Source organism: Variovorax sp. 10N420 (assembly GCF_056394705.1).
Window position 1 is genome coordinate 187,340 of record NZ_JBFTIJ010000003.1, and the last position, 12,153, is coordinate 199,492.

Below are 12,153 nucleotides of genomic sequence, written 5' to 3' on the forward strand. Positions count from 1 at the left end.
TGAGCCCATGAACAAGACACGCCTGCTGATGTTGGCAAATGCGCTAGAGATGCGCGTCCCTCAGGATCGTTTCGACCTTCGCGGGTGGCGCAGAAACGCCAGCGCACCTGAGCCCGACCCCCATGACGACTATCTAGGAGAAGAAATTTCGAACGAGCGCCTTGTGAGCGACTGCGGCACGACGGGCTGCGCTGTAGGCTGGGCCTGTTCAATGCGGGAATTCAATGACGAGGGCTTGATCTGGGATGTTGCTCCCATCTACAGACACCCAAACCCCCGTGCTGTCAAGATCGCTGGCTATGCTGCCGTAGAGATGTTTTTCGGCATCGACGGCATCCAGTCGCAGAAACTTTTCTCGCCGGATTTTTACAGTCCTGCGGAGCGAACCGACCCGCTTGCCGTGTCGAACCGGATTCGCGCCTTCGTCTCCAACGAGGGCGTGCTCTGAGTTGGCAAGTACCAGCCGCGACTTCTTCGACGGCCGGCGCCTCGCCCTCGACTTGCGACCGGGTGTGGCGCTCATCGGATCAGGGATCAGCCGGACACCGCTTGGAAGGCATCGAGCACCGCCTGATCGCCAGGGTGCGTCAGCATGGTGCGCAGCGCCGGCAACGGCGCCAGCGCGACCGATTGACTCTCCCAGCCGCAGTCATCCGGCGAACCGCCGACGCGCTCGGCCAGGAAGAAGCGGGTGAAGGTTTCCTTGCGCGTCACATCGCACAGGAACGCGACCAGGCGAACGCGCAGGCCGCTTTCCTCGAACACCTCGACCAGCGCCGTCGCTGCGAGGCTGCGGCCATCGATGCGACCCTTCGGAAGCGTGAACTCGTGGCCGCCGAAGCCGCCGGTCGGGGCCACGCACCACGCGCGGCCATCGGGCTCCAGCACCAGGGCGCCGGCCGCCGGCTTGAACCCGGCCGGGCAGTCGAACGCCGGCTCGGCGATCGGGGACGCGGCGGCCCGGCGCTCCCAGCCCTCGTCGGCCGCCGGCGCATCCGCCCAGTGCGCCAGGGCGATGCCGTTCAGCACGGCCGGCAAAGGCCCGCCAGGGACCGCGAACGCGACCGCCAGCGGATCGCCCCAGGCGGCCAGCTGCGACGGCGCGTGCGGCTTGTGGATCGGCACCGGCTTGCCGGCGTCGTCGGGGCGCGGGTGCCAGAGGGTCATGGCCGCTGCAGCGCGTAGAGCGCGTGCCAGACGTCGTGCAGCACGGCCTCGCGCGCCGGGCCCTGCGTTTCCCGCACCCGAGCCTTCATGTTCTCGTACTTGATGCCCTCGATCGCAAGCGCCATAGCCGATGCGACCGCTGCGCGCGGCGCCCGCGCCCGGAACCGGTAGTCGGTCGCCTTCGAGGCCTTGATCGGCCCCATGGTCGGCAGGTACCGCCGGCCGAGCGCCTCAAGATCGCCGCGCACCCGAGCGCGTACCGTCAACATGCCTTCTTCAGCATCGCCGGGCTTCTGCACGACGCTGAAGAACCCGAACTCCGTCACCAACCACATACCGCCTCCTGACCGCCACCGCAGCGGGGTCGCGAATGTACCGTCGTTCGACGCCAAGGTGTCGCCGGGTCGCGCGCACGTTTTTTTTTAAGAGGATTGCCGTCCCCACCTCTCCCGTGAGCCATCGCGCGGTCGGCGGAACACAGTGGGGCCGTCAATATCAACGGCAGCCCGAACCACTTGACCACTTGAACCACCTGTTTTTTCAAAGAGTTCTTTCGCTCGTGCCCTTATGCATTTGAGGGTGGAGCCTGCTGTACTTTTCTAGCCGCTCTTGTAGAGGAAAACAAGTTCAGAAAATCAAACGGTTTAAGTGGCTAAGTGGTCAAGGCCAGTATCCATGCGGACTCCGGCCGACCACTTCTCCGCTCTCGACCGCTTCAGAGTGGTTTGCCCTCGCCTTCTTCGGGGACCGCCAGCGTCGGCGCATGCCATGCGCGCCGACCGTCTTCTCGATCCTTTTGAATCCAACCCAGGGACTTGAACACTGCTGCGATCTTTTTTTGATCTATCACGTCGCGCGCCGTCGGCTTCCTGCCCTGGGCGGAATCGAACACCTCCCCCACCGTGAAGCTCTTCCGGTGCTTGTGGTTGTCGATGTAGTCGAGCACCGTATTGCGCCACGGATTCGGCTGTAGCCGTGCAGCCTGTTCCGCCTTCGCGAGTTGCTCGCCAGCTTCGTCGAGCCAGTGCGGCTCGCCTTCCAGATAACGTACGTATGCCTCCGCCCACAGCTGGCCGAGCTCCGCAGTCAACCCCTCGATATCGCACTTCTTCACCGAAATCGGCCAGAACCTTCGGTTGCCCGTGTCGTCACGCAAGTAAGTGCCATCAGCGTCGGGGTTGACGGTCCCTACGAAAATGCAGGCGCGAGGAAAATCTCGCGAGCGGCGCGCATATGGCAGGCGAATCCGGTCCGTCTGCTTGGTCATGAATTCCTTGACCGTATCGATCGCCGAGCTCTTCAACGCAGACAATTCCGGAAGCTCGATCATCATTTTCCCGATCAGGCCCTCGACCGCATCCTTTTGGCCGATCTGAGCGCCTAGACCTTCAGCAAACCACTCGGCCTTTGGCATGAGTGCGCGTAGAAAGGCGCTCTTCGTCGCACCTTGTTCCCCTTCGAGCACAAGCGCGGTGTCCACCTTGCAGCCCGGCCGGAAGGCGCGTGCACAAGCACCGATCAAGGTCTTCGCGAACACAAGGCGCGCAAAAGGCGTGTCGTCGGCGCCGGCGAGCCGGATCAATACATCATCGAGACGCGGCGTTCCGTCCCAGCTCTGGCTTTTCAAGTATTCCTGAACAGGGTGGCGTCGATTGCGCATAGCCATCAGCAAGATGAGTTCTTGGAGTCGGTTTGGGCTTACCAGAACGTGGAATTTTTCTAGATACGCGCAGAGCAACCCATCGTGTTCATCAGTGAGGTGGCCGGCTGGGCCTCCACACGGCAGCGGAATGTCGCACGAGGCCGACTGCGTAAGCTCGTCGAAGTGGAGCGCCAGTTGCCATTCCGGCATCGACAGCAGCATTTCGGCGAGCTTGCCGGGCGTCGCGCCGCCGGGCAAGCGAACACAAGCCTTGACCCAGGCCAACACAACTGCCGCCGGCATGCAATGCGAAGCGGGCACGAGGCCGAGGTCAACATCCCCGATCGACATGCATGCGCCGATGAGCGCGTTGCTGGCCATCGGCAGTTTGAAAAGTTCTTTGCCTCCACACCAGTCTTCCCATGCGTTCGCGTCGGCAAGACGTTGCAATCCTTGGTGCTTTCCGAGTTCATTGGCCCCAAGAATCTCGATTGATTCATGGTCGATTCGCCAGAACGCAAACCGGTCATGGCCATACCTCCCTAGCGGGATGATCCCGACCTGCGACAGCGAGCCCAAATTGGTCTGAACATCCTTCGACTTTGCGGCACCAGCGGGGGCCGGTAGTCGAGCCGACACATGACGCCTGACTTCTGATGCGTCAAGCCTGCGCATCTCGTCGATGAATTCGTCATCGGGTTGCATCGCGTTTTCTTTCGAAGCAACGTAGGCGAACGAGGTCGATGCGACAGCGGTTGCGCAAACCGAATTCCGTGCACCGACCTGGTCCTGCTCGACGGCGTGAACAATGCTCGGTTCTGTCGACGCCGCATCCGCGGTCGGCCCCGATTCTTCGTACGTCAGCTTTTGAGTTGACGTAGTCATCAGCGTCCACCTTGGCAACGATAAGACAAATACCTGCTCGCGGCTGCGCCAACGCTTGAATAGGGCTCGGTCGGCACCAAGGCCGCAGCGACCGCCGCGCGCACCGCATCGTCTCCGCGAACCAGATGCAAGTCGTTCACGTCAGCACCATCCGCCAAGTCGGCCGGCAGCGGCGCATACCCGCAGCCCAGACGCGCCGCAATGCGGGCGGCATCGGCCTCTTTGCCACGATCGGGCACGATCACCGGGATGGCGCCTGCGGCCTGGACGGCAGCGGCGACGACTTCGATGTTGCTCGCGCTGAACGACACCACGGCCGCGCCGCCGGTCACGGTGTTCATGCTCCAGGCGTGCCCAATGCCTTCAACTATGAAGGCCTTCTCGCCTTGCTTCAGCTCGCCCACCGTGAACGTGTAGCCTTTGATCGGCACCGGTGCATTCAGCTTTTGACCATTGTTCGGCCCGATGAACTGAATGGACATCACGTCGCCGGCGTTGCCCACGTCATGGAACGCCGGCACCATGAGCCAGCCTTCGAGGCTGTGATCCTTGAATTTGGACCACCCGCGCAGCGGCCACGACACAACGCGCAGACCATCAGGCTTGCCTTCCTTGCGGATGATGTAGTCGTGGCCGGGTTGAGCTTCATCGCCACTGCGGAAATCGGCGCGAATCTGCGCCAGCTTGCGGGCGGCGCCCTCGGGATTGCTTGCCGGCGTTGGCGCAACCGCCTGCGCGACGAAGCCCTCCTGCTTGAGCCAGCGCGCAGCCCCTTCGCGGTCCAGCGCCTCGCCTTTGTGCACGATCAGATCCAGCACGCCGCCGCCCGCGCCGGTCTCGTGGTCATGCCACACGCCCTTTTCCAGATCGACGGAAAGGCTGCCGTGGCTGCCGAAGCGCAACTCTGCCGCCTTACTCAGTTGAGCATTTGGCTCGCCCAGCAGACGCCGCACAACGGGCTCCATGAGGCTGGGGAAATCGACGTCGCTCGTGTGGCGCGAAGGCGCAGCGACCGGCGCCGCAGGTTGCCAAATAGACACATCAGGCGGGGCTACAGGCGCTTGGAACTTCTCGGTCGGCGTCTTTGTGGCCTCGGCCGGCGCGCCATCCTGTACGGCCGGCTTCGGCACGGAATAAGCCAACTTGGCGTTAGCCCTCAAGCTGAAGCCGTCCGGCGCGCTGGCGAGGTTCCAGTCATCGTCAGCGTCGGCCGGGCGGCTGATTATCTTGATGGATGCCACTATGGGGCAAAGGACCATGACAAGTTGCCCTGTCAGAGTTGGACGCGTCAGAAGACCGACGTCGCGCATCGACAGGGGAGACCAGTCGGCATCCTCGACGTCGTCTTTGCCGCCGGGCCAGGTAGTCGCGACGACACCCTCGCCGAGCCGTTTCTGCGCAGCTTCGACAGCGGCAACCGAATCACACACCAGCACTTGGGTTTTGGGCGATTTCGTGAGTTTCTCGAGGTTGTAGAGCGCGTTCATCACACCCCCTCCCGGCGCAAGGCGCGCTGCTGAAGCGCCCCCCCCGCATGCATGTCGAGGCTCGCGGCCTTAGTCCGCTTCAGTACATCGAACGCGTGGTTCAACGACCAGACGTAAAGCAACTCGCCGGTGGAAGGGATGGCGAAGAAGACTCGAGGTTGATCGGCTCGCTTGCGCCTGGAAGTCCGGCGCTGGTCGAGGCGGAGCATTGCCAACGACGCAGCATCGGCCTCGCCCACGAACGCCAAAGTGCCATCCGTTTGGAAATGCACATCGAAGTCACCAAAACCGCCCGCGATGCTTTCGACCAGATCGTTCAGACATTCGCTGGCATATTTTTCGAAGGATGGCGCGTCGATTTCGGCCGGCTCTCCTGCGTGCTGATCCAGCGCGTCGATGAGGTGTGTAGCTGCGCGCGCGGCACGGTAGTTGACGATGAAACCCCGTCCAAACATCCAGCGCAGTTCACGCCCCACGCGCGTTAATCGCTGACTGCTGAGGTCATTCGGCAGTCGCAGGGTAGCGCGGCGGGCGGCGCGACAGTTAACGTGCCCCACGGCCCGCATTACCGCGCCAGCGAGGTCGTCCGCGGCTGGGATTTCCGCTTGCGGCCCAGCGTCGTGACCTGCAAAATTCTGGTGCCCGGCTTCCAGTCCGGCGGCCCCTTGCGTTTTGGTCGGTGCGGGGGCCTTCTTCATTGGGCGACCCCGAGCACGCGGCGCAGTTCGGACACTGGCCAGCCCAAACGGCCATGCACGCGCACCGGGCGCAGTGGGCCATTCTCCAAGCAGGCCCAGCCGCGCAAAGTCTGCGGGCGTCGGTTGAGGTAGTAGGCAGCGGCGGCGGTATCCACTGCGGGGCGAGTCACAGACTCCAGCGGCGGGAACGCTGGCTCGGTTGTGGCGCGGCGGGTCTCCGCGCTGTGATGCGTTGCGGTCTGCATATCAAACCATCCTTCAGCCTTGCGGCGTAGTTGCGATGGTTCCAGACTGTTATGGCGCACCCCCCGTTGCGGTCAAACCGCAACCCCACTTGAGGCTGCAAAACGTTATTTCACGCGGGTTTAGGGCTGCATCCGCAACCCTACCCGCAACCCCTTGCGGTTTACTTCGTTACCAACGCGTCCCACCTCCCGAGCGGCTTCGGCTTTTTTTTTCCGGTGGGTATGTGCTTCGAAATCGTGGCTTGCGACACCCCGAAATGTTGGGCGGTCTTTTTCAGGCCGTGCTCATCGCGGTACGCTCTGACCTCTGCTTTGAAGTCATCAGTCCAGCGCTTGCCGGCCGGCGACGCGACCGAATCGGCCCCGCCGATCAGGGCAACCTGGGCGGGCTTCGCCTTTGCCGCCGAATCTGCCGGGTGGTCGCCGAACTCCCGCGCTAAAGCAAGAACGTCCTGCGTGCAAACAAGCAGCTTGGCGCACGAGACCATCGCCGAGCCCGGCTCGTCAATGATTGCCAAGAACCCATCGTCAGAGCCCGCCTCGCGCAGCACTAAGCGGTCGCCTTCGCTGGGTACAAACATGGTGACCAAAACCTCATCGGCGTCTTCGAGACTGGAGAGGTCTCGCGGCGAAACGCGCATCAACCAGCGGGCCCGCTCTGCCAACGACTTTCCATCTAGGCCAATCAATGCAGAGAATCGCTGAAGAGAATTGCGCCAGTAAATCGGAATCTGATTCTGCGCTCCGGCCATGATGATCCTGCGGGTGTTGTCGACCGCGAATAGCCCATTCGTTTTTTTGTTTAGGAAACCGGCGGCCTCGGCCAAGCTCAGCGTTTCGTGCGTGTTCATCGTGCGCCCTTCACGCGCAGCCTTCATCGGGGTGCCCCAGCAGGCGGGTGAAGGTGTCCCGCTTTTTTGGCTCTTCGGCCTAGCTGAGACAAAAGGCTATGCAGATACGGCGAGGCTCAACTTCCCCGGCTTTGCCCCGGGCACGAACGCCACGCCGGCCTGCTCCAGAATCCACGCCTCGATGCGCTCGTGATGTACGCGCAGCAGGTCAAGCGGACGCACGGTGTAGTGCTTCTCCACGGTCGCGCTGGGCTTGTGCCCCTGAATCTGCGCCACCACACCAGCCGGGATCTCTAGCCATTCGGTCAGACTCTTGAAAGACCGGCGCAGGCCGTGCATTGTCAAACCCTCGATGCCTGCCGCTTGGCACGCCTTCAGGTGGTGTTTTCTAGGCGCCGTCAGCGCCCCAGCCTCGGCGGTCGCACTTGAAAACACCATGGCATTGCGCCGTGGCAGCCCAGCCAATAGGTTTTCGATATACGGCGTCAACGGGATCGTGCGCGCCCCCTCAACTTTGTCGCGGATGGTCAGCCCCCTCCATTGCGTGTTCACATCGTCCCAGCGCATCGACAGCACTTCGCCTGGCCTTGCGCCGGTCAACAACATGACCTGCAAGGCTCCTGCAATGACAGGATTGTCAATGCGGCGCACCGCGTGGAACCAAGCGGGCAACTGCTCGCGCAACAGTGCATCGGATTTGGCTTGAGGTTTGCCGAGCGCCTCGCGCGCTTTGCGGGTCGCGGCGGCGTTCTTTGGCGGCAGCAGTGCCTCGTATTCCGGTTGCTCGGCACACCAGTTTAGGAATACCTTGAGCAGCCTCCACGCCAGCCGGGCGGATGTCGGGCGGGTCTTCGCCTGTTCGGCGGCCCACGCTTCGATCGTCGGCGCATCCAGGTTGCGGAGTGGCAGCGCCATGAGTGGATGCAGCGGCATGGCAATGGTCACGCCTTTGCCGTCGGTGCCCCGCTTCGCGAGCACACCGCCAGCGCGCGCCAGCTTCATGTGGTCTTTGTAGTGCAGATCGCCCCAGTAAGGGCGCCGGGCTTCCAGATACAGCTGCCACACCTCGCCAAGGGTCACGGCAGCCAGTTTGTCGGCCAGCGCCTTCTCGACCTCTGCTGCCTTTTTAGCGGCCTGCGCTTTCACTGCATTTCGTTTGATTTCGCGAGGATCGCGCCCCTCATCGATGACCCGTTGCAACTCTCGCGCCTTCGCGCGCGCATGCTCAATGCTCCATGAATCTGGGCTCCCGATAGTGATTCGGACATCCCGGCCGGAGTAGGTGCCTTGAAACACATAGGCAGGTTTCCCGGCCGGGGTAGCCCGCAGTCCCAGGCCGGGCGCGCCGGAATCCCAGGCAAAAGCCTGGCCTCTGGCCGCCGGGCACTTGAATCCCGCCACCCGGCCGGCGGTAAATGCGATCTTTGCCATGGTGCACTCCGTCTTACATCGCCACGATGTAAGGGCCGATGTAAGGAGTTTTCTAGAATATAGAAGTACGATGCTCAACATGCATGCATCAAAAATGATGCATAAACTGTTGATTTATATACATTCTAGCAACACCAATCAACGCGGGTAAATGCTTGCTTAAGAGGAATCATAATCCACAGGTCCGCGGTTCGAGTCCGTGAAGAGCCACCAGTCAAACCGAGATCAAGCCGGTAAGCGCCCCTTCCAGGGTCCGCTTACCGGCTTTTTTCAGGTCTGCACGCGGTTCAACGCCCGATTCGTTCAGTTTCCGCTCAGGCACGCGTCGTACTCAATGTAACAATTACGTGTTACAAATCGAGCGCCGGAGGACGCATGCCAAATCTGATCCTGATGAAGGGTTCCGCCGCGACCAAACAGGTCGCCTTGCACCCGACCGAAACCACCATTGGCCGAGGATCAACCAACGACGTTGTGCTCGATTCCATGCACGTCAGCCGCAGACACGCCATCGTGACGATTTCCGGCTCGGTGGTCACGATCAACGATCTCGGAAGCCGCAACGGCCTGTTCGTCAACGGCATTCGTGTGGCATCCCACGCCTTGGCTGCCGGCGATGAAATCTCGATCGGCTCTTTCAAGCTGCGGTTCCTCGCCAGCGAGCATCATTTCTCGACAGACGCTTTACGTCTCATGACAACGCCCGAACTGCTCGCCGAATTCGACCGGACGCACGAGACCTCCCCGGCGCGGGTTTGATCGGCGCATCGATCGCGCCAACAAGCTCACGCTCCTTTCGCGCCGATCGATCTCCGGGCAAACCATGACAGGTCGCGCGCAATGGACGGCGAGGTGCGCCAGACAATCGGCGTCATGCGTCCTGGCCAGATCATCGTTCTTGCAACCCCGATCTTCTTCCTGCTGATCGGGATCGAGTTCTTCGTCGCCAGAAGGCGCGCCAGCCGCGGCACCGGCCCGGACGCCTACCGCCTTTCGGACACGATCAACAGCATCGGTCTAGGCATGCTGAGCCAGATCACTGCCGTGCTGACCGGACTGCTGCGCATCGGCATCTATACGGCGTGCTGGTCCGCCTTCGCGCTATTTCCGAAGGAAGACTTCTGGATGCAGTGGTACGGGTGGCTGCTGGCACTGGTCTTCTACGACTTCTGCTATTACTGGCTGCATCGCTTCGGCCATCGAAGCGCAGTGCTGTGGGCGGCGCACGTGGTGCATCACCAAAGCCAGCACTACAACCTGTCGACCGCCCTGCGCCAGACTTCCAGCGGAGCGCTGCTGGGTTGGATCTTCTATCTGCCGATGGCTGTCGCCGGCGTGCCGCCGCTGGTTTTCGGCGTGGTCGCACTGATTGACCTGCTTTATCAGTTCTGGGTCCACACGGAGCAGGTCGGGAAGTTGGGGTGGTTCGATCGATGGTTCTGCTCCCCATCGAACCATCGGGTGCACCATGCGGTGAATGACCGCTACGTGGATCGCAACTACGGTGGAGTGCTGATCATCTGGGATCGCCTGTTCGGGACCTTTCAGGAGGAAGACGAACGCTGCGTCTATGGCACTCGCAGCCCGCTTCAAAGCTGGGACCCGATCTGGGCCAATGCCGAGGTGTATTGGGCGCTGGCCCGCGACACCTGGCGCACGGGTCGCTGGAGCGACAAGGTGCGGCTCTGGCTCAAGCCACCGGGTTGGCGGCCGGCGGACCTTGCGGTGCTCGATCCCAAACCTGCTTTCGAGATCACCCGGGTACATCGCTACGAGCCGCCGGCGTCGCGTGGCGTGCAGGCTTTCGCCACTGCGCAGTTCGTTGCGCTGCTGGCGGGCACAACCGTTTTCCTTTGGTATTCGGATGGGCTTTCGTTTGGCTCGGCAGTGGTATGGCTCGCGGCGCTGACTGCCGGCCTTTGGGCAACCGGCGCGGTGCTCCAAGGCCGCCTGACCGTGATGGAGGTTCTCTTCGTCGATGCCGCCGCGCTGGCCACCGCAAGCGGCGCGCTGTCGATTGCAAGCCTGCATGTCGTCTTCAAGCCGCTGGCGTTGATGATCCTCGTCGCCTTTGCCTGGACGCGTGTGCGCGCAATGACCGCTCCTCGCGGCTTCTTGCTGCTGCTGGCCGGGCTCGTGGCCTCTTTGGCGGGCGACGTGTTGCTGATGTGGCCGCAGTTGTTCGTGCCAGGGCTCGTCTGCTTCTTGCTGGCACACCTTGCATACATCGCGCTCTTTGCAGTGGGCGTGGGCACGTTTCCGCGGCGCGGCGCCCTCGGGGCGACGCTTTCGGTCGGCGGGCTCATGTACGCGTTCCTGTGGTGGGGCGGGCTGCCGGCGGCCCTGCGCATACCGGTTGGAATGTATGTGCTGGTGATCGCCTGCATGGCGGCCCAGGCTCTGGGGCGTGCGGCCGTGCTGGGCGATACGCCCGCCCGGCAGGTTGCGCTGGGGGCTTGTCTCTTCATGCTGAGCGACGCACTGCTGGCGACCAACCGCTTCGTGCATCCGTTGCCCATCGCATCGCTGTGGGTGCTGGCCAGCTACTACGCGGCGCAGTGGTTGATTGCCGCCAAGGTCCGCCCGATGCGCACCGCAGCAACGCGCTGAGCCGCCGCTCGGCTCAATTGCCGAACATGTCGCCGTCGCGCTGTGGCGGAGCGACCCCCAGGTGCCGATAGGCTGCCAACGTGGCAATGCGCCCGCGCGGCGTGCGCTGCAGATAGCCTTGCTGGATCAGGTAGGGCTCGATCACGTCCTCGATCGTGCCGGACTCCTCGCCGATGCTCGCGGCGATGTTGTCGAGCCCGACCGGGCCGCCATCGAAGCGATGGATCACTGCCTCGAGCAGCTTGCGGTCCATCAGGTCGAAGCCCTGTGGATCGACGTCCAGCATGGCGAGCGCCTTGTGCGCCACGTCTGAAGTGATGCGGCCATCGCTCTTGACCTGCGCGTAGTCACGCACGCGGCGCAGCAGCCGATTGGCAATGCGCGGCGTGCCGCGCGATCGGCGGGCGATCTCGAGCCCGCCGGCATCGTCCATCGGCACCGCCAGGAGCCCCGCGCTTCGCCGCACGATGAGCGCCAGTTCGTCGGCGGTATAGAACTCCAGCCGTGCGACGATGCCGAAGCGATCGCGCAGCGGGTTGGTCAGCATGCCCGCACGTGTGGTCGCACCGACGAGCGTGAAGGGCTGCAGGTCGAGTTTGATGCTTCGCGCCGCCGGGCCCTCGCCGATCATGATGTCGATCTGGTAGTCCTCCAGCGCCGGGTAGAGGATCTCCTCAACGACAGGCGAGAGCCGATGGATCTCGTCGATGAACAGCACGTCGTTGCGCTCGAGGTTCGTCAGCAGCGCGGCGAGGTCCTTGGGCTTTTCAAGCACCGGGCCGGAAGTCTGGCGCAGGTTGACGCCAAGCTCGGCCGCGATGATGTGCGACAGCGTTGTCTTGCCCAGCCCTGGAGGGCCGAACAGCAGCACGTGGTCGAGTGCTTCGGCGCGATGGCGCGCTGCCCCGATGAAGATTTCAAGCTGTTCGCGGACTTTGGCTTGCCCGACGTATTCGTCGAGCAGCTTGGGTCGCAGCGCCCGCTCGATCGCCTCTTCATTGGGTGAGGCGGGTGCGGCGGACACCACGCGCTGTGGGGCCGGGGCGAAGTCGTCGGTCTGGATGGTCATCGGGCGATAGGCTGAGGGCGCAGTTTAGTCGGCCCTGCGGCAGAATACGCCACCGGGAAAGGGGCGAT

At 63.0% G+C, this 12,153-nt stretch carries 12 protein-coding genes; 3 read left to right on the forward strand and 9 right to left on the reverse strand.

Features of this window, described 5'->3' with window-relative positions; genetic code table 11:
• Nucleotides 1-7 precede the first annotated feature (7 nt).
• Complete coding sequence (locus tag AC1DEK_RS08940) at nt 8-448, forward strand: hypothetical protein (RefSeq protein ID WP_478124870.1); 441 nt, start codon at nt 8-10, stop codon at nt 446-448.
• 86 nt (nt 449-534) lie between these two features.
• Here the strand turns inward: AC1DEK_RS08940 and AC1DEK_RS08945 are convergent, their stop codons facing one another.
• The 8 genes from AC1DEK_RS08945 to AC1DEK_RS08980 form a co-directional block, all read right to left on the reverse strand.
• On the reverse strand, nt 535-1,167 hold the full coding sequence (locus tag AC1DEK_RS08945) for an NUDIX domain-containing protein (RefSeq protein WP_478124871.1): 633 nt from the start codon (nt 1,165-1,167) through the stop codon (nt 535-537).
• A complete protein-coding gene (locus AC1DEK_RS08950) occupies nt 1,164-1,502 on the reverse strand; it encodes a hypothetical protein (protein ID WP_478124872.1) in 339 nt (112 codons plus the stop codon). The genes AC1DEK_RS08945 and AC1DEK_RS08950 overlap by 4 nt, the downstream gene beginning before the upstream one ends.
• A gap of 380 nt (nt 1,503-1,882) precedes the next feature.
• A complete protein-coding gene (locus AC1DEK_RS08955; protein WP_478124873.1) occupies nt 1,883-3,694 on the reverse strand; it encodes a virulence-associated E family protein in 1,812 nt (603 codons plus the stop codon).
• Complete coding sequence (locus AC1DEK_RS08960) at nt 3,694-5,181, reverse strand: primase/helicase family protein (RefSeq protein WP_478124874.1); 1,488 nt, start codon at nt 5,179-5,181, stop codon at nt 3,694-3,696. Before AC1DEK_RS08960 ends, AC1DEK_RS08955 begins: the two co-directional genes overlap by 1 nt.
• Nucleotides 5,181-5,879 carry a hypothetical protein gene (locus AC1DEK_RS08965; protein WP_478124875.1) on the reverse strand — a complete coding sequence of 233 codons (699 nt, stop codon included), beginning with the start codon at nt 5,877-5,879 and terminating at the stop codon, nt 5,181-5,183. Before AC1DEK_RS08965 ends, AC1DEK_RS08960 begins: the two co-directional genes overlap by 1 nt.
• Entirely contained in the window at nt 5,876-6,124 is a 249-nt protein-coding gene (locus tag AC1DEK_RS08970) for a hypothetical protein (protein WP_478124876.1), read from the reverse strand. Before AC1DEK_RS08970 ends, AC1DEK_RS08965 begins: the two co-directional genes overlap by 4 nt.
• Nucleotides 6,125-6,285: 161 nt before the next feature.
• Entirely contained in the window at nt 6,286-6,975 is a 690-nt protein-coding gene (locus tag AC1DEK_RS08975) for a hypothetical protein (RefSeq protein ID WP_478124877.1), read from the reverse strand.
• 96 nt (nt 6,976-7,071) lie between these two features.
• Nucleotides 7,072-8,406, reverse strand: coding sequence for a tyrosine-type recombinase/integrase (locus AC1DEK_RS08980; protein ID WP_478124878.1), 1,335 nt, complete (start codon nt 8,404-8,406; stop codon nt 7,072-7,074).
• Nucleotides 8,407-8,781: 375 nt separating this feature from the next.
• Between AC1DEK_RS08980 and AC1DEK_RS08985 the strand changes: the two genes are divergently transcribed.
• Both AC1DEK_RS08985 and AC1DEK_RS08990 read left to right on the forward strand, forming a co-directional pair.
• Nucleotides 8,782-9,165, forward strand: a complete 384-nt coding sequence (locus tag AC1DEK_RS08985) for an FHA domain-containing protein (protein WP_478124879.1) — start codon at nt 8,782-8,784, stop codon at nt 9,163-9,165.
• Between the two features lie 114 nt (nt 9,166-9,279).
• Nucleotides 9,280-11,016: a lysoplasmalogenase family protein gene (locus AC1DEK_RS08990; protein ID WP_478125276.1), complete on the forward strand. Its 1,737-nt coding sequence runs from the start codon at nt 9,280-9,282 to the stop codon at nt 11,014-11,016.
• Nucleotides 11,017-11,029: 13 nt separating this feature from the next.
• Here the strand turns inward: AC1DEK_RS08990 and ruvB are convergent, their stop codons facing one another.
• On the reverse strand, nt 11,030-12,085 hold the full coding sequence (gene ruvB / locus AC1DEK_RS08995) for a Holliday junction branch migration DNA helicase RuvB (protein WP_478124880.1): 1,056 nt from the start codon (nt 12,083-12,085) through the stop codon (nt 11,030-11,032).
• Between the last annotated feature and the right edge of the window lie 68 nt (nt 12,086-12,153).